This window comes from Acidiphilium sp. 34-64-41 (assembly GCF_002282635.1).
GTDB classification, from domain to species: Bacteria; Pseudomonadota; Alphaproteobacteria; order Acetobacterales; family Acetobacteraceae; genus Acidiphilium; species Acidiphilium rubrum.
Genome location: NZ_NCJX01000012.1, coordinates 21,006 through 42,298, shown reverse-complemented (window position 1 = coordinate 42,298; position 21,293 = coordinate 21,006). Strand labels below are relative to the sequence as shown.

The 21,293-nt window shown below is 65.1% G+C and carries 13 protein-coding genes; 9 read left to right on the top strand and 4 right to left on the bottom strand.

Going from position 1 to position 21,293, the window contains the following annotated elements; all coding sequences use genetic code 11:
- Nucleotides 1-69 precede the first annotated feature (69 nt).
- The 4 genes from B7X49_RS03800 to B7X49_RS03785 all read right to left on the bottom strand — a co-directional run bounded on the left by B7X49_RS03800 (nucleotide 70) and on the right by B7X49_RS03785 (nucleotide 5,150).
- Nucleotides 70-1,056, bottom strand: coding sequence for a TAXI family TRAP transporter solute-binding subunit (locus tag B7X49_RS03800; protein WP_286703480.1), 987 nt, complete (start codon nucleotides 1,054-1,056; stop codon nucleotides 70-72).
- A 45-nt stretch (nucleotides 1,057-1,101) separates the two neighbouring features.
- Nucleotides 1,102-2,052, bottom strand: coding sequence for a prolyl aminopeptidase (gene pip, locus B7X49_RS03795; protein ID WP_286703479.1), 951 nt, complete (start codon nucleotides 2,050-2,052; stop codon nucleotides 1,102-1,104).
- Nucleotides 2,039-3,190, bottom strand: coding sequence for a DegT/DnrJ/EryC1/StrS aminotransferase family protein (locus B7X49_RS03790; protein ID WP_286703478.1), 1,152 nt, complete (start codon nucleotides 3,188-3,190; stop codon nucleotides 2,039-2,041). Before B7X49_RS03790 ends, pip begins: the two co-directional genes overlap by 14 nt.
- Before the next feature lie 73 nt (nucleotides 3,191-3,263).
- Complete coding sequence (locus B7X49_RS03785; protein ID WP_286703477.1) at nucleotides 3,264-5,150, bottom strand: nucleoside-diphosphate sugar epimerase/dehydratase; 1,887 nt, start codon at nucleotides 5,148-5,150, stop codon at nucleotides 3,264-3,266.
- A gap of 278 nt (nucleotides 5,151-5,428) precedes the next feature.
- Between B7X49_RS03785 and putA the strand changes: the two genes are divergently transcribed.
- The 9 genes from putA (at nucleotide 5,429) to B7X49_RS03740 (ending at nucleotide 21,289) form a co-directional block, all read left to right on the top strand.
- Nucleotides 5,429-9,112, top strand: coding sequence for a trifunctional transcriptional regulator/proline dehydrogenase/L-glutamate gamma-semialdehyde dehydrogenase (gene putA / locus B7X49_RS03780; RefSeq protein WP_286703476.1), 3,684 nt, complete (start codon nucleotides 5,429-5,431; stop codon nucleotides 9,110-9,112).
- Nucleotides 9,113-9,168: 56 nt separating this feature from the next.
- Nucleotides 9,169-10,116 (top strand): LysR family transcriptional regulator, encoded by a 948-nt coding sequence (locus tag B7X49_RS03775; RefSeq protein ID WP_286703475.1) that lies wholly within the window; start codon nucleotides 9,169-9,171, stop codon nucleotides 10,114-10,116.
- A 198-nt stretch (nucleotides 10,117-10,314) separates the two neighbouring features.
- Nucleotides 10,315-11,430, top strand: coding sequence for a cell division protein ZapE (gene zapE / locus B7X49_RS03770; RefSeq protein WP_286838328.1), 1,116 nt, complete (start codon nucleotides 10,315-10,317; stop codon nucleotides 11,428-11,430).
- Nucleotides 11,431-11,557: 127 nt separating this feature from the next.
- Nucleotides 11,558-12,754 carry an ADP-forming succinate--CoA ligase subunit beta gene (sucC, locus tag B7X49_RS03765; protein ID WP_286703473.1) on the top strand — a complete coding sequence of 399 codons (1,197 nt, stop codon included), beginning with the start codon at nucleotides 11,558-11,560 and terminating at the stop codon, nucleotides 12,752-12,754.
- Nucleotides 12,754-13,629: a succinate--CoA ligase subunit alpha gene (gene sucD, locus B7X49_RS03760; protein ID WP_029310982.1), complete on the top strand. Its 876-nt coding sequence runs from the start codon at nucleotides 12,754-12,756 to the stop codon at nucleotides 13,627-13,629. Before sucC ends, sucD begins: the two co-directional genes overlap by 1 nt.
- A gap of 203 nt (nucleotides 13,630-13,832) precedes the next feature.
- The gene (locus B7X49_RS03755) at nucleotides 13,833-16,679 is read left to right on the top strand and encodes a 2-oxoglutarate dehydrogenase E1 component (RefSeq protein ID WP_286703472.1); all 2,847 of its coding nucleotides are present in this window, start codon (nucleotides 13,833-13,835) and stop codon (nucleotides 16,677-16,679) included.
- Nucleotides 16,680-16,703: 24 nt separating this feature from the next.
- Entirely contained in the window at nucleotides 16,704-17,921 is a 1,218-nt protein-coding gene (gene odhB / locus B7X49_RS03750) for a 2-oxoglutarate dehydrogenase complex dihydrolipoyllysine-residue succinyltransferase (protein WP_286703471.1), read from the top strand.
- 122 nt (nucleotides 17,922-18,043) lie between these two features.
- Complete coding sequence (lpdA, locus tag B7X49_RS03745) at nucleotides 18,044-19,435, top strand: dihydrolipoyl dehydrogenase (protein ID WP_286703470.1); 1,392 nt, start codon at nucleotides 18,044-18,046, stop codon at nucleotides 19,433-19,435.
- A 219-nt stretch (nucleotides 19,436-19,654) separates the two neighbouring features.
- Nucleotides 19,655-21,289 (top strand): ATP-binding protein, encoded by a 1,635-nt coding sequence (locus tag B7X49_RS03740; protein ID WP_286703469.1) that lies wholly within the window; start codon nucleotides 19,655-19,657, stop codon nucleotides 21,287-21,289.
- Nucleotides 21,290-21,293: the final 4 nt, after the last annotated feature.

The following is a 21,293-nucleotide window of genomic DNA, read 5'->3' as shown; positions in this document are numbered from 1 at the left end:
CTACATAGGGCAAAATAGCCGCCGGACCAGCATTGCGCACCGCACCGGCCGAGTGGCGGGCACGGCTTGTCAGCTGCGGACCAGCCTGGCCGGGGCGGCGAAGCCGTGGCGGCGCAAGGCCATCGCGGCGCCGGGGTGGATTTGGATCGGGCTGCTGGCGTCAATCCAGTCGTTCTTCAACGTCATGCCGTGCGCGGGCAGGTTGGTTGCGCGCAGGATGGGGCGGTGGCTCAGGGCTGCCTCGGTCAGCTGGGCGACCAGCTGGTCGGGCAGGTCGGCGCGGCCGATCGCGATGGCGTCGGAGCCGACGGTCGCGACCGCGGCGGTCTGGTGAGGCAGGCTGGTGTGCGGAATGATCATGCGGGTGATCCCCGGCAAACGTGCCATCGCTGCCTGCTGCGCGTTGGTCACGCCGAGCAGGGTGAAACCGCCCTTGGCGGCCTCATCGCGCAGGGCCGGCAGCGGTGTGGGGCCGAAAAACGCACAGGCATCGAGTTTGCGCCGCAGCAGCAGCTCGATCTGTTCGGTGTAGAGCCCGGCGATGGCGAGGCGGGGCTTGATGTTGACGGCGCCGAGCAGGGCGGGGGTGAGCACCGCGCTCGCGCCGCCGGCCGGGCCGACGCCGATCGGCCGGCTGGCCAGATCGGCCAGGCGTTTCACCGGTCCGTCGAGCAGGGAGACCACCTGCCAACTGGCCGGAAAGATCGGGAACAACGCGCGAAACCCGCGCAGCGTGACGCGCCCGGTCCAGGATGCGGTGCCGAGCCACGCCTGATCGGCCACCGCCAGCGTGGTCAGGCCGAGCTGGGCCGCACCTTGTTCGACCAGCAGGATGTTGGCGGCACTGCCGCCCGAGGCGCGGTAGGACAGGGTGACCGGGGCGGCGGCGCTGGCCGATTGGCCCCAGGCGGGGCCATACAGGGCAAAGCCGCCGCCGGGTTCGCCGGTCGCCATGGTCAGCGCCATGCGCGGCATGCCGGCCGTGGCACGCGGGATGGCACCGGCCGATGCCAGGGTGATGCCCGCGCCGAGGAACGATCGTCTGCGCCATGTCATTGCCAATGCCTCACGGTTTTCATGATCGATGGCCCCAAATTCTGGCTAGATCAGGGCACGCGCCCGCTCTAATCCGGCCAGCAGCGCGGTGCGGATGCCGGGTTCCAGGGCCGAATGCCCGGCATCCGGCACGATGGTCAGCCGCGCGCCGGGCCAGGCGGCGGCGAGTTCGAAGGCGGTTTGCGGCGGGCAGATCATATCGTAGCGGCCTTGCACAATCTCGGCCGGCACGCGGGTGAGGCGCCCCATATGCGCGAGCAGGCCGCCCTCCGGCAGGAACAGGCGATGGACGAAATAATGCGCCTCGATCCGCGCGAGGCCGATTGCGGTGCGGTCGTGCGCGAAGGCGGCCACGGTTTCGAAACTGGGTAGCAGCGTCGAACATGAGCCTTCGTAGACCGACCACGCCCGTGCGGCGGGCACGTGGACGTCCGGGTTCGGATCGCAGAGGCGCTTCAGATAGCTGCCCAGCAGGTCGGCGCGTTCACCCGGCGGCAGAAAATTCAGCAAGGCCGCATGGGCATCGGGGAAAAATTGCGCGAGGCCGTGCAGGAACCAATCGACCTCGATCGGCCGGCCCAGAAAAATGCCGCGCAGCACCATGCCTGCCACGCGTTCGGGGTGGGCCTGGCCGTAGGCGAGCGCCAGGGTCGAGCCCCAGGAGCCGCCGAACAGGATGAAGCGGTCGATGCCGTGGAACTGGCGCAGCGCCTCGATATCGGCGACCAGAGCGGGGGTGGTGTTGGCCTGCAGCCCGCCCAGCGGCGTCGAGCGTCCGGCGCCGCGCTGATCGAAGATCAGGACCCGCCAGATCGTGGGATCGAAGAACCGCCGATGCACCGCACCCGCGCCGGCGCCCGGGCCGCCGTGCAGGAACAGCACCGGCTTGCCGCGCGGATTGCCGACCTGCTCCCAATAGATGACATGGCCGTTGCCGACCGGCAGGTAGCCGGTCTGATACGGGCCGATTTCGGGGAACAGGTCACCGCGCGGCATGGTCGCCCAACCCTTCGAACGCGGCGATCACGCGGGCCACTTGCGCATCGCTCAGGTCCGCGTGGAGCGGCAGCGCCATGATCCGGTTGGCGATCGCTTCGGAGACCGGCAGTGCGACGCCATCATGCGCGCCGGCATAGGCGGGTTGATGATGCAGCGGCTTGGGATAATAGATCGCGCTCGGCACGCCCTGCGCGCGCAGCGCTTCCTGCGCCGCGGTGCGGGCTGCGCTATCGGTGAACAGTACGGCGTAGATCGCCCAGGCGCTCGTACTGTCCGCAACGCGGGCGGGGATGGTGACGTGGCGGGCGAGCCCGGCATCATACGCGCGCGCAATCGCCTCGCGCCGTGCCAGTTCGGCTTCGAAGGCATCGAGCTTGGCCAGCAGGACCGCGGCCTGGATGGTATCGAGCCGGCCGTTCATGCCGATCCGCTGCACATCGTAGCGCGTGGTGCCCTCGCCATGGGTGCGCAGGCTGCGATAGAGCGCGGCGCGCGCTGCATCATCGGTGAACAGCGCACCGCCGTCGCCATAGGCGCCGAGCGGTTTGGAGGGAAAAAAACTCACCGCCGTCGCCTGCGCCGCGCGGCCGAGCCGGGCTCCGCCGAGCGCGGCGCCGAATGCCTGGGCGCAATCATCGAGGGTGAACAGATCGTGCCGGGATGCGATGTCGCGCAGCTGCGGCCAGGGTGCCGGCTGGCCGAACAGATCGACGCCGACCACCGCGCGCGGCCGCAAGCCGCGCCGGGCGGCATCGCCGATGCGCTGTTCCAGGTGTTCAGGATCGATCTGGAAGGTCGCCGCGTCGATATCGACGAACACCGGCGTTGCCCCGAGCAACAGCGGCACTTCGGCGGTGGCGGTGTAGGTGAAGGCGGGCAGAAACACCGCATCGCCGCGCCCGATGCCTTCCGCCATCATCGCGATCTGCAGCGCATCGGTCCCGGAGCTGACGCTGACGCAATGCGCCGCACCGCAGAAGGCGGCGAGTTGGGTTTCGAGCTCGGCGACCTCGGGCCCGAGGATGAACTGGCCATGCGCCATCACCGCATCGATCCGCGCGCGCAACGCCGGCCCGAGGCGGGCCTGCTGTGCCTTGAGGTCGAGAAAGGGGATCGGCGGCTCAACGATATCCATACTGGTGCCTTATGGAAGGGCGGCAGCCAAGGCAAGCGCGCCGTGCGGGAATCGGGCCGCCGGCACGTGTTTTTCAGCCACGCGCCTGCGCCGCATCCGGGCTGAATTCCGGGATCAGGCGCCGCAGCAAGGCAATTCCCGCCGCGGCATCGCCCCGGTCGACGATGGCGCCGACCTCGTCGAGTGCGCGGCCGATGATCGCGGCATCGGCGACGCGGGGTGCGGCCATCAGCAGGCCGGGGAATGCGGTTTCGATCGGTTTTTCAGCGCCGTGGAACAATTCCTCGAACAGTTTTTCGCCGGGCCGCAGACCGGTGAATTGCACCGCGACATCGAGATCGACGCGCAACCCGGCGAGGCGGATCATTTGTCGTGCGAGATCGACGATTTTGACCGGCTCGCCCATATCCAGCACGAAAATGCCGCCGCCATCGACCGGCAGCGCCGCGCCGGACGCGCCGACCACGGAGGCTTGCAACACCAGCGAGACCGCTTCGCGCACCGTCATGAAATAGCGCCGCATGTCCGGGTGGGTTACGGTCAGCGGGCCGCCGCGCGCCAGTTGGCGGCGAAACAGCGGCACCACCGAGCCGGTCGAGCCGAGCACGTTGCCGAAGCGTACCGTGACGATCTTCATCGATTTGCGCTGGCGGGCCGCGACATCGAGCCCCTGGGCATACATTTCGGCGAGCCGCTTCGAGGCACCCATCACCGATGATGGATTGACGGCTTTGTCGGTCGAGATGAGCACCATCAGCGCGGCGCCGGATGCGCGGGCGGCATCCGCCACGTTGCGGGTGCCGAGCGCATTGGTCGCGATGCCTTCCAGCGGGTTCGCCTCGACCATCGGCACGTGTTTCAGGGCGGCGGCATGGAACACCAGCTCCGGCCGCACCCTGGCGCAGACCTGCTCGATGCGGGGCCGGTCGCGCACATCCGCGATGATCGCTTCGCGCGCGAGCACAGGGAAGCATTCGGAGATTTCCAGCTCGATCTGCCAGAGGGCGAATTCGCTGGAATCGAGCAGCACCAGCAGCGCCGGGCCGAACGCCGCGACCTGGCGCACCAGTTCCGAGCCGATCGAGCCGCCGGCGCCGGTGATCAACACGCGCTGCCCCTGGATCAGCCGGGCCATGCCCTCGCGATCGAGCGCCACTTGCGGGCGGTTCAATAAATCCTCGATCGCGATCGGGCGCAGCGAGGTCTCGCCGGCCAGCGTGGGGGCCAGCGCCGTCGGGCTCGGCGCGCGGGCGACGCGCAGGCCCCGCGCCTCTGCCGCCGCCATGATGGCGCGCAGATCGGCGCCGATGATCTCGCCGCTCGCGACGATCAGCAGCGATGGCACCTGATCGGCCGTGGCCAGGCGATCGAGCACGCCATCGAGCTCGGCCACGGTGCCGAGGATCGGGACGTTGTGGATGCGCCGGCCGGTTTCGCGACCCGAGACCGAGAGCAACCCGACCACCAGCAGGCGCCGCTTCGCTTCACGCGCCAGGGCGGCCAGGAACAGTTCCGCGCCCTCGCCATCGCCGAGCAGCAGGGCGCGTTCGGCATCGTTGTCGGGGATTTCGCGGGGGGCGCGGGCGATGCGGTAGAGCAGGCGCGGCGCGGTCAGGCCGAGGGCGAAGGTGAGGACCAGCAACACCGGGAAACTGGCCGATGGCAGCGGCGCGCCGACGCCGACCAGCAGCAGGATGATCAGGATCGCGGCGAGGGCGGCGATGGCGCCGATCGCGGTGAGGTCGGGCAGGGAGGTGAAGCGCCAATGCTGGCGCGCGAGGCCGAACGGCACGCCGATCAGCCAGATCGCGGCTGTGCCGGCCAGCGGCAAGGCTGCGGGATTGGGCAGCGGGTGCGCCGGGTTGGCCAGCCAGCCAGCGGCGATGACCGCGAGGGCGGCCAGCAGACCGTCGAGGGCGAAATTCACCGCGATGCGGAACTGGCTGCGACCGAAGATCATGATGGTGCGTGCTTAGCTTAAACCGGTTGGTTCGTCATTGGGTGGGTTGTGAGGAAGGTTAAGGGGAAGGGGAAGGCTTCTTTTTTGGAAAAAAGAAGCAAAAAACTTTAAAAAACTTTCTGACCCTGGGGCACGGGCGTTTGAAGCGGCACGGGCCCAAATTAACAAAGTTTTTTTTGCTTCTTTTTTGTTCACAAAAAAGAAGACCCTTGCCGCGCCTTTTCTATATGGTTAACCCTGACATCCAGAGCGGTTAACCCAAAGAACGGAGCAGCGCGATGGCAGTCTCGACCATGGGCGTGAAACTGGACGACGATGTGCGCGCCCGCCTGCGCAGCATGGCCGAAGCGCAGGGTCGAACGCCGCATCATTTGATGAAACAGGTGATCATGGCGGGTCTGGAGCGGCTGGAACGCGGTGAGGCGCTCGATGCCGGGCCGGCCGGCGTGCGGTTTCTGGAGTTCGCGCAGGATGTGCAGCCGCAGACCGTGCTGCGCGCCGCCATTACCGCGGCTTATCGCCGGCCGGAACCCGAAGCGGTGGCCGCGCTGATCGATGCCGCGACGTTGCGCCCGGAACGAGAGACGCAGGCGCGGGACACGGCGCGCAGACTCGTCACCACGCTGCGCGCGCGGCGCGGTGCCGGCCTGGTCGAAACGTTGCTGCAGGAATACGCTTTGTCCAGCCAGGAGGGCGTTGCGCTGATGTGCCTGGCGGAGGCGCTGCTGCGAATTCCCGATGCGGCGACGCGGGATCGGCTGATCCGCGATAAGATCGGCGGCGGCAACTGGCGCACGCATATCGGTGAAAGCCCGTCGCTGTTCGTCAATGCCGCGACCTGGGGGTTGTTGTTGACCGGCAAGCTCACCGCGACCGCGAGCGAAACCGGGCTGGGCTCGGCGTTGAGCAGGCTGCTGGCGCGCGGTGGCGAGCCGATCGTGCGGCACGGGGTGAATATCGCGATGCGGCTGATGGGTGAGCAATTCGTGATGGGCCAGACCATCGCCGAAGCGCTCGCCAATGCGCGCAAGCGTGAGGCGCGCGGGTTTTTGTATTCATACGACATGCTGGGCGAGGCCGCGCTGACGGCGGCGGACGCGGCGCGCTACTATCGGGATTACGAACAGGCGATCCACGCGATCGGCACGGCTGCGGGCGGCCGCGGGCTGTATCGCGGCCCGGGCATTTCGATCAAGCTGTCGGCGCTGCATCCGCGGTATGGCCGGGCGCAGCGCGCGCGGGTAATGAACGAACTCGGGCCAAGGCTTGCGGCGCTGGCGCTGCTGGCGCGGCGCTACGATATCGGCCTGAATATCGACGCCGAAGAGGCCGACCGGCTCGATCTTTCGCTCGATCTGCTGGAGATGCTGTGTTTCGAGCGCGGGCTTGCCGGCTGGAACGGCATCGGGTTCGTGGTGCAGGCGTATCAGAAGCGCGCGCCCTTCGTGATCGATCATCTGATCGATCTGGCACGCCGGAGTGGCCATCGGCTGATGGTGCGGCTGGTCAAGGGTGCTTATTGGGATTCCGAGATCAAGCGGGCGCAGATGGAGGGGCTGGAGGATTTTCCGGTCTATACGCGCAAGATCCATACCGATCTTTCCTACCTTGCCTGCGCGCGCAAGATGCTCGGTGCGGCGAGCGATATTTTTCCGCAGTTCGCGACGCATAATGCGCTGACGCTCGCTAGTATTCATGCGATGGCGGGGGGTGATTTCACGGTCGGCCAGTACGAGTTCCAATGCCTGCACGGCATGGGCGAGGCGTTGTATGACGAGGTTGTCGGGTCCGGGAAACTCGGCGTGCCGTGCCGGATCTATGCGCCGGTCGGCACGCATGAGACGCTGCTTGCCTATCTGGTGCGCCGCCTGCTGGAAAACGGCGCCAATACATCGTTCGTCAACAAACTCGCCGATCAGCGGGTGCGGATCGAGGAATTGTTGGCCGACCCGGTGACGCAGGCGCGGCAGATCGTGCCGCTCGGTTCGCCGCATGATAAGATCGCGGCACCCGGGGCGTTGTTCGGCGCCGTGCGGCGCAATGCGGCGGGGCTTGACCTGTCCAACGAGCAGCGGCTTGGGTCGTTGTCGTCCGCGTTGCTTGCGAGCCTCGATACCGTGTGGCGCGCCGCACCCGATGCGGCGGCGGCGGACGATGCCGAGCGCGCCATTCGCAATCCGGCGGATTTCACCGATCAACCGGGCTGCGTGATCGATTCGAGCGCAGCCGCGATCGAGGCGGCTCTGGTGCAAGCCAGCCTCGCCGCGCCGATCTGGCAGGTGACCCCGCCGGATCAGCGCGCGCAATGCCTGCTGCGGGCTGCGGATTTGCTGGAACAGGGGCTCGGGCATCTGATCGGGTTGATCGTGCGCGAGGCCGGCAAGACGATTCCGGCGGCGATCGGCGAGGTGCGCGAGGCGGTCGATTTTCTGCGTTATTATGCGGCGGAGATCAGTGACGGGTTCGATAACGCCACCCATCGGCCGCTCGGCATTGTCGCGGCGATCAGCCCGTGGAATTTTCCACTCGCGATTTTCATTGGTCAGGTGGCGGCAGCGCTTGCCGCCGGCAATGTCGTGCTCGCCAAACCGGCCGAGGAAACCCCGCTGATCGCCGCCGAAGCGGTGCGGTTGCTGCGTGCCGCCGGCGTGCCGGCGGGCGCGGTTGCGTTGTTGCCCGGCGATGGCGCGGTGGGTGCCGCGCTGGTCGCGGATGCGCGGGTGCGCGGCGTGATGTTCACCGGCTCGACGGCGGTGGCGCGGGCGATCCAGGCGACGCTTGCGCAGCGGCTCGACCCCGCGGGGCGGCCGATTCCGCTGATCGCGGAGACCGGCGGCCAGAACGCCATGCTGGTGGATTCCTCGGCACTGCTCGAACAGGCGGTGGGCGATATCATTGCCTCCGCCTTCGATTCGGCCGGGCAGCGCTGCTCGGCCTTGCGGATTCTGCTGGTGCAGGACGACATCGCCGATGCGCTGCTCACCATGTTGAAAGGGGCGATGGCCGAACTCACGATCGGCAACCCGGACCGTCTGGCGAGCGACATCGGCCCGGTGATCGGCGAGGCGGCGCGGGCGACGATTTTGGCGCATATCGCTGCCATGGCGCGGCGCGGCTTTCCCTGTTTTTCGGCACAATTGCCGGGCGAGGCCACGGGCGGCTGGTTTGTTGCGCCCACGCTGATCGAAATTCCCGAGCCTGCCGTGCTGGAGGCCGAAGTGTTCGGCCCCGTGCTGCATGTGGTGCGGTTTGCCGCCGCCGCGCGGGATGGGATGATCGATGCGGTGAATGCGCTCGGCTATGGCCTGACCTTTGGCATTCACAGCCGGATCGACGAGACGATCGCACAGGTGACCGGGCGGATCGTTGCCGGGAACCTGTATGTCAACCGCAACATCATCGGCGCCGTCGTCGGTGTGCAGCCGTTCGGCGGTCATGGCCTGTCCGGCACCGGACCCAAGGCGGGCGGGCCGCTCTATCTGCGGCGGCTGCTGGCGGTGCGCCCGCGCTTCGATGCTGGATCGACCCGATCGCGCGAATTGCCCGGTCCGGTGGGTGAGCAGAACCTGTATCGGCTGCGGCCGCGCGGCATCGTGCTGTGCCGCGCGGCGACGGCGGCGGGTGCGGCACGCCAGATCGCTTGCTGCCTTGCTACCGGTACGATCCCGCTGGTGCTGTGCGATGAGGCGCTCGATGCGGAACACGCCGCGCGGGCGCGCCTGGCCGACCCTGCCCATCCGCTCGATGCGGCGATTGCGGCGGTGCTGTTCGAGGGCGATGCCGCGACCCTGAGCGTTTTGCAGCACGAGGTTGCGGCGCGTCCGGGGACGATCGTGCCGATTTTTGTACGCGGTGAGGCGGCGGGCGATGATTATCCGCTCGAATTCCTGTTCGCCGAACAATCGATCAGCACCAACACCGCCGCCGCCGGCGGTAACGCGAGCCTGATGACGATCGGGTAGGGTCAGCCGCTGCGTTCGTCGTTGTCGGGCTGGGGCGAGTCTGTGCATGATGGCGCATGACGTTGGAGCAGTTGCGGATTTTCATGGTGGTGGCGCAGCACGAGCATGTGACTCGCGGGGCGGAGGTGCTGGGGATGACGCAGTCGGCGGCCTCGGGCGCGATTGCGGCGTTGGAGCGCGAGTTCGGCACCAAGCTGTTCCACCGGGTCGGGCGCGGGATTGTATTGACCGAGGGCGGGCGGTTGCTGGTGGCGGAGGCGGCGGGGGTTCTGGCACGGGCGGAATCGGCGGCCTTGGCGATGCGCGAGTTCACCGGGCTGGCGCGCGGGCGGCTCGCGGTGATGGCGAGCCAGACGATTGCGGGGCATTTGTTGCCGGCGCGACTGGTTGCGTTTCATCGGGCGTATCCGGGGGTGGCGCTGGCGGTATCGGTGGGTAATTCGGCGCAGGTGATCGGGGCGATTTTGCAGGGGCGGATCGAGCTTGGGTTCATCGAGGGGCCGCGGGATGATGTGACGGAACCCAATCTGGCGACCGAGTTGATCGCGACCGATCCGCTGGTGATGATCGTCAGCCCCGCACACCCCTGGGCCTCGCGCGATTGGCTGAGTGCCGATGATCTGGCCACCGGGCAGTGGGTGGTGCGCGAGGATGGCTCGGGCACCAGGGCAGTATTTTTCAGGGCGCTGGAATCGCTCGGCGTGGCACGGGAGCGGGTTGATATCGTGATCGAGTTGCCCTCGAACGAGGCGATCATGGCGGCGACGGTGGCGGGGGCGGGGCCGACGATCGTGTCGGCGCTGGTCTGCCAGAGCGAGATTGCGGCGGGTACCGTGGTGCGTGTGCCGGTGAGCTTGCCGCCGCGGGCGTTTTTCGCGGTGCAGCATGTCGACCGATATCGGTCGCGGGCGGTGGCGGCGTTTTTGGGGATTTTACGGGGGTGGGAGGCGGGGAGGGAAGGGTCTTCTTTTTTTGAAAAAAAAGAAGCAAAAAAACTTTCTTGAATTGGGTCTGTGGTGGTGAATAGGACCGCGCGCTACCGAAACGAAAGTTTTTTGTTTCTTTTTTTCAAAAAAGAAATGCTTGCCTTGCGATCCTGCCATCCTTGAAATTACCCGCGGATATGTTGCGCTGCGGCATGAAAAAGCGTAGCGACGCGGCTCATGCTCGATCAAGTCACAGAGCGGCGCGCAGACGATGTGATGTCGGCCTATCGTGCCCGTATCGATGCCGGCGCGATCCTGCCGGACCCGGTGCAGCGCCGCGCGGCTGAGCGGCTGCACGAGTTGTGGGGGCGGTTGCGCGGCTATGATCCGCACCCGAAGGCACCGCCGAACGGCTGGCTGGGCCGGCTGCTGAACAAGAAGCGGGTGGATGAAGTGCCGGAGGATTATCCTTCGGGCCTGTATCTGGTCGGCGATGTCGGGCGCGGCAAATCGATGCTGATGGACATGTTTTTCGATGCCGCCGCGGTGCCGCGCAAGCGACGGGTGCATTTTCATGAGTTCATGCAGGAAACCCACGCAAGGCTGCATCGGCTGCGGACCGAGGCGCCCGAGTCGGATGCGATGACGACGCTGGCCGACATCATCGCGGCCGAGTCGGTGCTGCTGTGTTTCGATGAGTTCCAGGTGCACGACATCGGTGATGCGATGATGCTGGCCCGGCTGTTCGAGGCGTTGTTTGCCCGCGCGGTGGTGGTGGTTGCGACCTCGAACACGCTGCCGGACGATTTATACAAGAACAAGCCGGGGTATGAGAACTTCAAGCCCTTCATCGCGCTGCTGAAGCGGCATCTCGACGTGTTGGTGCTGGATGGCGGCAAGGATTACCGCCGCGCGCGTGTGCGCGGCGTGCGGAATTGGTACGTGCCGGCGGACCGCCGCGCGGAGCGGATGCTCGATGAATTGTTCGCGCGCCTGACCGATGGCGCGGCCCCGAAACCGGAGGCGCTGACCGTGTTCGGACGCAAATTGCCGGTGCCGCTGGCGGCCAACGGTGTCGCGCGGTTCGATTTCTCGGCTTTGTGCGCGCAGGCGCTTGGGTCGGGCGATTATCTGGCGCTGGCGACGCATTATGACACGGTGCTGATCGATGCGATTCCCGCGCTGTCGCCCGATAATTTCGACGAGGCGCGGCGGTTCATCACGCTGATCGATGCGCTGTATGAGCATCGGGTCAAGCTGTACGCCTCGGCGGCGGCGGAACCGGCGCAGCTTTATACATCCGGCGAGGGGGTTTCGATTTTCGAGCGCACGGTTTCGCGGCTCGAGGAAATGCGCAGCGAGGCGTATTTCGCGCTCGCGCATCTGCAGTGAGCATGCCCGGTTGCACGGCGCGGCGGCTTGGTCTAGGCCGCTCTCCGACGGGTCCAAGGCATGAGCAGATATAACGACCGGCGAATGTTTTTTGATGACAGGCGAATGACCACCGTACAGGAATCCCATGAACATACATGAATATCAGGCCAAGGAACTTCTGAAATCCTATGGCGTCGCGGTGCTGGACGGGCATGTTGCCTGGAGTGGCGAGGAGGCGGCCCAGGCGGCGGCGAAACTGCCCGGACCGGTTTATGTCGTGAAATCGCAGATCCACGCCGGCGGGCGCGGTGCGGGGCATTTCAAGGATGATCCCGAGGGCAAGGGCGGCGTGCGGCTGGCGAAATCGGCCGATGAGGTGAACGCGGCGGCCGAGGCGATGCTGGGGCATACGCTGATCACCAAGCAGACCGGTCCGGCCGGGCGCGTGGTGCGGCGGGTGTATGTCGAGGCCGGGTGCGACATCAAGCGCGAGTTGTATCTGTCATTGCTGGTCGATCGTTCGGTGTCGGAAGTGGTCATCATGGCCTCGACCGAGGGCGGCATGGAGATCGAGGAAGTCGCCGAGCATCATCCGGAAAAAATCATGCGGGTCGCGGTCGATCCGGCGAGCGGGATTTCGAGCTTTCATGCGCGCAAGCTGGCGTTCGGCCTCGGGCTGGACGCGACGCAGCAGAAATCCTTCGCGAAATTCGTGGCCGCCATGTACAAGGCGTTCATTGCACTCGATTGCGCGATTGTGGAGATCAACCCGCTGGTGGTGACCGGTTCGGGCGAGATTCTCGCACTCGATGCCAAGGTGACGTTCGACGACAACGCGCTGTATCGGCATCCCGATCTCGAAAAGCTGCGCGACGAGGCCGAGGAGGACCCCAAGGAACTCGAAGCGGCCAAGCACAGTCTGAATTATGTGGCGCTTGAAGGCTCGATCGGGTGCATGGTCAACGGCGCCGGGCTGGCGATGGCGACGATGGATATCATCAAGCTGTATGGCGCGGAGCCGGCCAATTTTCTGGATGTCGGCGGCGGTGCGACCAAGGAGCGGGTAACTGCGGCGTTCAAGATCATTCTGTCCGATCCGAACGTGGAGGGTATTCTCGTCAATATTTTCGGCGGCATCATGCGCTGCGACGTGATCGCCGAGGGTGTGGTGGCGGCGGCGCGCGAGGTATCGCTCTCGGTGCCGCTGGTGGTGCGGCTTGAAGGCACCAACGTGCAACTCGGCAAGGACATATTGTCGAAATCCGGCCTGCCGATCATCGCGGCCGACAACCTGGCTGATGCCGCACAGAAAATTGTGGCTGCCGTGAAGGAGGCCGCATAATGGCGATTCTGGTCAATGCCGAAACCCGCGTGATCACCCAGGGGTTCACCGGGGCGCAGGGCACGTTCCATTCCGAGCAGGCGATTGCCTATGGCACCAAGGTGATGGGCGGCGTGACGCCGGGCAAGGGCGGCACGCGGCATCTGGATTTGCCGGTGTTCGACACCGTGGCCGAGGCGAAACACGCGACGCAGGCCGATGCCAGCGCGATTTACGTGCCGCCGCCGTTTGCGGCCGATGCGATTCTCGAAGCGATCGATGCCGAAATCGGCCTGATCGTGTGCATCACCGAGGGCATTCCGGTGCTCGACATGGTGCGGGTGCATCGGGCGCTGTCCGGCTCGAAATCGATCCTGGTCGGGCCGAACTGCCCGGGCGTGATCACGCCGGATGCGTGCAAAATCGGGATCATGCCTGGTCATATCCACCGGCGCGGCAAGATCGGCATCGTCTCCCGGTCGGGGACGCTGACCTATGAGGCGGTGGCGCAGACCACCGCGGCCGGGCTTGGCCAGTCGAGCTGTGTCGGGATCGGCGGCGATCCGGTCAAGGGACTCGATTTCATTGAGGTTTTGGAAATGTTTCTCGCCGATGATGAAACCGAGGCGGTGATCATGATCGGTGAAATCGGTGGCCAGAGTGAGATCGATGCGGCGGAGTTTCTGGCGCGTCACCGGGTGAAGAAGCCGGTGGTCGGGTTCATTGCCGGTGTCACGGCCCCGCCGGGGCGGCGCATGGGCCATGCCGGTGCGGTGATTTCGGGTGGGCGGGATACCGCGGGTGCCAAGATCGAGGCGATGAAGCTGGCGGGTATTCATGTGGCCGACAGCCCGGCCTCGCTCGGTTCGACCATGGTGAAGGCGTTGCGGGCATAATGTACCGCAGGCTGGATGATTGATTAACTTTTCGGCGGAACTGCCGATACATGCGCCGCAAGCATCCCTGCACAGTGAAGCAGCGGTGCAAGCGGCGCGGTAAGTGACCTATGTCTATCCGCTCATGTATGCCCAACACATGACGGGTTCCGCTTTCGGGCGAGTCTAATGCGGCGGACCGATTTCGGTTGAAGGAAGTTGATATGGCGGGTGTCGATATTTTAGCCACGGCGATGAACGGCGGTAACGCGGCCTTCATCGCCAATCTTTATGCGCGCTGGGTGAGCGCGCCGGACAGTGTCGATCCGGATTTTGCGGCATTGTTCGCATCGCTCGGCGACGAGGCAAAATCGGTGCTCAGCGACGCGGTCGGTGCGTCATGGGCGCCGCGGCCCAATGATTTCACGACGGCACCGACGACCGCGGAGACAGGATCCGCGCCGGTGTCGCGCCAGGCGACGATCGATTCGATCCGCGCGTTGATGTTCATCCGCGCCTATCGCGTGCGCGGGCATCTTGAGGCCGATCTGGACCCGCTGGGGCTGAAACGGCCCGGGCATCATCCGGAACTCGACCCTGCAAGCTACGGGTTCACCGAGGCCGACATGGATCGGCCGATCTTCATCGACATGGTGCTCGGCCGCGAGACCGCGACGATGCGCGAGATCATCGGTATTCTGCGTGAGAGCTATTGCGGCAAGATTGCCGTGGAATTCATGCATATTCAGGACCCGGAGCAGAAATCCTGGATCCAGCGCCGCATCGAAGGCGCGCCCTGGCGCAACGCGCTGTCGCCTGAGGGCAAGCGCAAGGTGTTGCAGCATCTGACCGAGGCGGAAGGGTTCGAAACCTTCTGCCAGCGCCGCTATGTCGGGACCAAGCGGTTCGGTCTCGAAGGGGCGGAGAGCACGATTCCGGCGCTGCACCGGATTATCGAGACCGCGGCGCGCGACGGGGTTTCGGAAATCGCCATCGGCATGCCGCATCGCGGCCGGTTGAACACGCTGGTCAATATCGTCAAGAAACCGTTCACCGCGCTGTTCTCCGAATTCGGCGGCGAGAGCTTCAAGCCGGATGCGGTGCAGGGTTCCGGCGACGTGAAATATCATCTCGGCACGTCGACCGACGTGTCGATCGATGGTCAGCAGGTGCATTTATCGCTGCAGCCGAACCCTTCGCATCTCGAAGCGGTCGATCCCGTCGTGGTCGGCAAGGTGCGCGCGCGCCAGGATATGGCGGGCGATACCAGTGGTCGGCGCTCGGTGATGGGCGTACTGATGCATGGCGATGCGGCGTTTGCCGGCCAGGGTCTGGTGTATGAAACGCTCGCGATGAGCCAGCTGATCGGCTACCGGACCGGTGGTACCATTCACATTGTTGTCAACAACCAGATCGGCTTCACCACGGTGCCGGCCCATGCGTATTCGGGCCTGTATTGCACCGATGTGGCGAAATCGGTGCAGTCGCCGATTTTGCATGTGAACGGGGATGACCCCGAAGCGGTGGTTTTTGTAGCACAGCTGGCGACCGAGTTCCGCCAGCAATTCGCGGTGGACGTGGTGATCGACCTGGTCTGCTATCGCCGCCATGGCCATAACGAGACCGATGAGCCAGCGTTCACCCAACCGCTGATGTATCAGGCGATCCGGGCGCGCAAGACGACGCGCACACTGTATGCCGAGCGTCTGGCCGCCGAGGGTTCGGTGAGCACCGCCGAGTCCGACACGATGCATCAGGATTTCGTCGCCACGCTTGAGGACGCCTACAAGGCGGCCTCCGGCTACAAGCCGAACAAGGCAGATTGGCTGGAAGGCCATTGGGCGGGGCTGAATTCATCGCGCGACGAGGATGGCGAGACCGAGGAACCGACCGCGATTTCGCTCGAAAATCTGCGTGCGATCGGGCACGCGCTGGCGACGCCGCCGGAGAATTTCGACCTCAACCCCAAAATCATCCGCCAGCTCGAGGCCAAGCGCGAGGCGATCGAGACCGGGGCCGGGATCGACTGGGCGACCGGCGAGGCGCTGGGCTTCGGCTCGCTGCTGCTCGAAGGTCATCGGGTGCGGCTGTCCGGCGAGGATTGCCAGCGCGGCACGTTCAGCCAGCGCCATGCCGTGCTGGTCGATCAGTCGAACCAGCATGAATACGTGCCGCTGAACAACATTCGCGACGATCAGGCGAAGATCGAGATTTTCAACTCGCTGCTATCCGAAGCGGGCGTGCTCGGGTTCGAATATGGCTATTCGGTCGCCGATCCGCGCACGCTGGTGCTGTGGGAAGGCCAGTTCGGCGATTTTGCCAATGGCGCGCAGGTGATCATCGACCAGTTCATCGCGGCGGGTGAGAGCAAATGGCTGCGCATGTCCGGCCTGACGATGCTGTTGCCGCATGGGTATGAAGGGCAGGGGCCGGAGCATTCATCGGCGCGGCCGGAGCGGTTTTTGCAATTATGCGCCGAGAACAACATGGCGGTGTGCAACATCACCACGCCGGCGAATTATTTCCACGCGCTGCGCCGCCAGCTCAAGCGCAATTTCCGCAAGCCGCTGATCATCATGACGCCGAAATCGCTGCTGCGGCACAAGCTGGCGGTCTCGACGCTCGATGAGATGAGCAACGGCTCGGCGTTCCGCACCGTGATTGCCGAGATCGATGCGATCGGGCCGGCCGAGCAGGTCAGGCGCGTGGTGATCTGTTCGGGTAAGGTCTATTACGATCTGCTGGCCGAACGGCGTGATCGCGGCATTGCGGACGTGGCGATCGTGCGGTTGGAGCAATTCTATCCGTTCCCGAAAAAGGCGCTGAAAGCCGCGATCGAAATGTATGGCAATGCCGAGATCGTCTGGTGTCAGGAGGAGCCCGAGAACATGGGCGGCTGGCATTTTGTCGACCGGCGGATCGAGCACGTGCTCGAATGCCTGGGCGATGGCATGAAGGCGAAGCGGCCGGTCTATGTCGGGCGCACATCGGCGGCGAGCCCGGCGACGGGTCTTGCCAAAACGCATGCTGCCGAACAGGCGGCTCTGGTCAAGCAGGCACTCGGCGTCTGATACGCCGACAGGAGAGGCAGAAGTATGTCCACCGAAATCAAGGTCCCGACTCTGGGCGAAAGCGTCACGACCGCGACGGTTGCGCGCTGGATCAAAAAAGCCGGCGAGCGGGTCGAGCGGGACGAGGCGATCGTCGAGCTTGAAACCGACAAGGTGACGGTGGAGGTCAATGCCCCGGCGGCCGGTACGATCGAGGCGATTGCGGCGGATGAGGGGGCGGAGGTCGAAGTTGGCGCGCTGCTCGGCACGATCGGTGCCGGTGATGGGGCGGCTGCCGCGCCTGCCAAGGCCGAGCCGAAGCCCGCGGCCAACCCGCCGGCCGGCGTGACCGCGCCGCCGCCGCCGTCTGGCCCGGTTGCCCGCAGCGGTCACGCGCCGATGCCGGCGGCCCAGAAAATGATGACCGAGACCAAGGTTGCGCCGGCCCAGATCGATGGTTCGGGCAAGGATGGCAGGATCACCAAGGGCGACGTGATCGCGTTTCTCGACAAGCCGGCCGAAAAGCCGGTCGCGGCACCGAAGGCGCCCCGCACCGAGGATGTGCGCGAGGAGCGGGTGAAAATGACCCGTCTGCGTCGCACCATCGCGGCGCGGCTGAAGGAGGCGCAGAACAACGCCGCCATGCTGACCACGTTCAACGAGGTCGACATGGGGGCGGTGATGGCGCTGCGTTCGGAATACAAGGACGCGTTCGAGAAGAAGCACAAGGGTGTGCGCCTTGGTTTCATGAGTTTTTTCGTCAAGGCGTGCGTTGCCGCGCTGCGCGAGTTTCCGGCGGTCAATGCCGAGATCGACGGTGACGAAATTGTCTACAAGAACTTCGTGAACATGGGCATTGCCGTCAGCAGCCCGAACGGGCTGGTGGTGCCGGTGCTGCGCGATGCGGATCAAATGAGCTTTCCGCAAATCGAGGCGGCGATTGCCGGGTTCGGCAAGCGGGCGCGCGATGGGGCGCTGAAACTCGATGAGCTTTCGGGTGGTACGTTCTCGATCACCAACGGCGGCGTGTTCGGCTCGTTGATGTCGACGCCGATTTTGAACCCGCCGCAATCGGCGATCATGGGGATGCACAAGATCCAGGATCGGCCGATGGCGATCGGCGGCACGGTGGAAATCCGGCCGATGATGTATCTGGCGGTGTCGTATGATCACCGGATCATCGATGGGCGCGAGGCGGTTTCGTTCCTGGTGCGGGTGAAGGAGAGCATCGAGGATCCGCGCCGGCTGATGCTGGAAATCTAGCCCAACGAAGCCTTGCGGACGTCGTGCCCAGGCGAATGACGCGCCAGGGCACGACCTGATGTGAATAAAAGTTTTTTGGTTCTTTTCTACAAAAAGGAACCCTTCCTAAAGGATTTTAACGAATGCCAGACCAGTTCGACCTCATCGTCATCGGCGCCGGCCCCGGCGGTTACGTGTGCGCCATCCGGGCCGCCCAGCTGGGGATGAAGGTTGCCTGCGTCGAGAAGCGGGCGACGCTGGGGGGAACATGCCTGAATGTCGGGTGCATTCCCTCGAAAGCGTTGCTGCAATCCTCGGAGAATTATCATGCGCTGCTGCACGGGTTTGCGCAGCATGGGGTGATGGCCAAGGAGGTTTCGTTCGACCTGCCGACAATGATGGGGCACAAGGATGAGGTGGTCGGCGCCAACACCAAGGGCGTCGAGTTTTTGTTCAAGAAGAACAAGATCACCTGGCTGAAGGGGGCGGCAACGTTCAAGTCCGCCGATACGATCACTGTTGAAGGCGTTGATTATACGGCCAAACATATCGTCATTGCGACCGGTAGCGAGAGCGTGCCGCTGCCTGGGGTGGAGATCGATGAGATAAGCGTCGTCACCTCGACTGGCGCGATCGCGCTGGCATCGGTGCCGAAGCATCTGGTGGTGATCGGTGGTGGCTATATCGGGCTGGAACTCGGCAGCGTCTGGCGCCGGCTGGGGGCCGAGGTGACGGTGGTCGAATATCTCGACCGTCTGGTGCCGACGATGGATGGCGAGATCGCGACCAGTTTTCAGAAAATTCTGACCAAGCTCGGCATGAAGTTCAAGCTCGGCACCAAGGTGACCGGGGCAACCAAAACCGATGCCGGGGTGACTCTGATACTTGAACCGGCCAGGGGCGGGGCGGCGGAAACGCTGCAAGCCGATGTCGTGCTGGTCGCGATCGGCCGGCGGGCGCATACCGAGGGGCTGGGGCTGGATGGTGTCGGCGTTGCGACCGATGAGCGCGGCCGGGTCAAGACCGACGGGCATTTCGCCACCAATGTCAAAGGCATTTACGCGATCGGCGATGTGATCGCTGGGGCGATGCTGGCCCACAAGGCCGAGGAAGAGGGCGTTGCGCTGGCGGAATTGCTGGCGGGGCAGGCCGGGCATGTCAACTATGGGGCGATCCCCGGCGTGGTGTACACATGGCCGGAGGTTGCCTCGGTCGGCAAGACCGAGGAAGAGCTCAAGGCCGAGGGCGTGGCGTACAAGAGCGGCAAGTTCCCGTTCATGGCGAACGGGCGGGCGCGCGCGATGGGCGATACTGACGGTTTCGTCAAAATCCTGTCCGACAAGACGACCGACAAGGTGCTGGGCGCGCATATCATCGGGCCCGATGCCGGCACGATGATCGCGGAGCTGGTGCTGGCGATGGAGTTCGGCGCTTCGGCCGAGGATATCGCCCGGACCAGCCACGCCCATCCGACGCTGAACGAGGCGGTGAAAGAGGCGGCGCTCGCGGTTGATGGGCGGGCTCTGCATATTTGAGCCAGCTTGCGCGATCGGCGACGCGCTGCGCGATAAATTTCTGGCTGTCCTTCAACCGTCCTCTTGCATCGGCCGGGTGAAATCACCAAAAGTTAATCTACTGGGAATGATTTCCGGTATGAGCCTGAGCAGGCTGCGTGACTTGTCTCAGGCCATTGGCGTCTCAGCATGGATCGGACCGTCAGGTGCAGCTTTGTTGCGAATCTGAACCGCCACAACATGGATCATAGCCAACTCACGCCGGGCTCCGATACGCGCAGCCTGATCAGCGCGTTCGACTGGGGTGCGACCGTGTTGGGTGCGCGCAATGATTGGCCGGCCGCGCGTTGCTGCGCCGTCGATTTGGCGTTGCGGTCACACGCCCCGATTGCCCTGCTCCTGGGGTCTACCGGGATTCTGGTCTATAACGACGCTTACGCGGCGCTGATCGGTACGCGGCATCCGCGGGCGCTCGGCATGGCCGTGGCGGACGCGTTTCCGGAATACGCATCGTTCTGCCGGTCGGTGATCGAGCGCGTCGGCTGGGGCGAGGCGGTGCTGTTGTCTGACTCCGCGCTTGGCACGGCTGAACTGGCGGCGGCGCAGCGGTGCGGGATCGATATCAGCTATACGCCGATCATGGCAGACGGGAACCGCGTCGATGGCGTGTTCGCGGTGATCATGGCAACGACCGCGCGCGTGCGCGCGCGTGAGGGCATCGCGTCCGGCTTGCGCCAGAGCGAGAAAATGGCGGCGATCGGTCAGTTGACCGGCGGGATTGCCCATGACTTCAATAATTTATTGGCCGGTATTATCGGCAATCTCGATATGCTCACGACGCGTCTGGCGCAGCGTGATCTGACATCGGCGGAATCCTATTTGGCCGGGGCGCGCAGTGCCGCCAGCCGGGCTGCGGGGCTGACGCAACGACTGCTGGCGTTTTCGGGCAGGCAATCCCTGATGCCGACGGTGATCGACATCCCGGGGTTCCTGCTCGACATCGAGGAATTGCTCAGCCACACGGTCGGCCCGGCGATCGAACTGCGGACGCGGTGCGACCCTGCGGTCGGCACCGCGGTCTGCGACCATCATCAGCTGGAAAACGCGCTGCTCAATCTGGCGATCAACGCGCGTGACGCGATGCCGGACGGCGGACGCCTGACGATCGAGGCGTGTAACCGGACGCTCGACATACCAGGTGCCGGTGCTGCCCACACGGCCGGAGCGTATGTCGTGGTATCGGTGATGGACACCGGTTGCGGCATGACCGAGGACGTGGCGGCGCGGGCGTTCGATCCGTTCTTTACCACCAGGAAGGGCGGCCAGGGCAGCGGGCTCGGCTTGTCGATGATTTACGGTTTTCTCAAACAATCCGGCGGTCACGTCGAATTACAGAGCCGGCCGGGCATGGGGACGATCGTCCGCCTGTTCATTCCACGTGAGACCGCTACCGGTGCGATCGACGGGGCGGATTCCGCCACGCGGGCGCCGCAGCGCGGGGCCGAGGACGTCATTTTGGTCGTGGACGATGAGCCCGATTTGCGCGCGCTGCTGGCTGAAATGCTCGAGGGGCTCGGCTTCTCGGTGGTGCAGGCGCCCGATGCCGCGGCGGCGCTCGACGTGCTGTCCGCATCCGGCCGGATTGATCTGCTGATTTCCGACATCGGGTTACGTGGGGCGATGGACGGGCGCTGCCTGGTCGATGCGGCGCATGCGCTGCGGCCGGGGTTGCCGGTGCTGTTTATCACCGGGCTGAGTGCCGGGAGCGATGCCGCCCGTGTCGTGACCGGGCCGCGGGTTGATCTGTTGAGAAAACCGTTTTCCTTCAGCGCGTTCGAAGACCGCGTCGAACGGCTGCTGGAGCGCGTGGAATGACGCG

Bases quoted from the DNA above. Each gene is read 5' to 3' on its own strand.
- B7X49_RS03800 (WP_286703480.1), bottom strand. From the start codon at position 1,056: ATGACATGGCGCAGACGATCGTTCCTCGGCGCGGGCATCACCCTGGCA.
- pip (WP_286703479.1), bottom strand. From the start codon at position 2,052: ATGCCGCGCGGTGACCTGTTCCCCGAAATCGGCCCGTATCAGACCGGC.
- B7X49_RS03790 (WP_286703478.1), bottom strand. From the start codon at position 3,190: ATGGATATCGTTGAGCCGCCGATCCCCTTTCTCGACCTCAAGGCACAG.
- B7X49_RS03785 (WP_286703477.1), bottom strand. From the start codon at position 5,150: ATGATCTTCGGTCGCAGCCAGTTCCGCATCGCGGTGAATTTCGCCCTC.
- putA (WP_286703476.1), top strand. From the start codon at position 5,429: ATGGCAGTCTCGACCATGGGCGTGAAACTGGACGACGATGTGCGCGCC.
- B7X49_RS03775 (WP_286703475.1), top strand. From the start codon at position 9,169: ATGACGTTGGAGCAGTTGCGGATTTTCATGGTGGTGGCGCAGCACGAG.
- zapE (WP_286838328.1), top strand. From the start codon at position 10,315: ATGTCGGCCTATCGTGCCCGTATCGATGCCGGCGCGATCCTGCCGGAC.
- sucC (WP_286703473.1), top strand. From the start codon at position 11,558: ATGAACATACATGAATATCAGGCCAAGGAACTTCTGAAATCCTATGGC.
- sucD (WP_029310982.1), top strand. From the start codon at position 12,754: ATGGCGATTCTGGTCAATGCCGAAACCCGCGTGATCACCCAGGGGTTC.
- B7X49_RS03755 (WP_286703472.1), top strand. From the start codon at position 13,833: ATGGCGGGTGTCGATATTTTAGCCACGGCGATGAACGGCGGTAACGCG.
- odhB (WP_286703471.1), top strand. From the start codon at position 16,704: ATGTCCACCGAAATCAAGGTCCCGACTCTGGGCGAAAGCGTCACGACC.
- lpdA (WP_286703470.1), top strand. From the start codon at position 18,044: ATGCCAGACCAGTTCGACCTCATCGTCATCGGCGCCGGCCCCGGCGGT.
- B7X49_RS03740 (WP_286703469.1), top strand. From the start codon at position 19,655: ATGGATCATAGCCAACTCACGCCGGGCTCCGATACGCGCAGCCTGATC.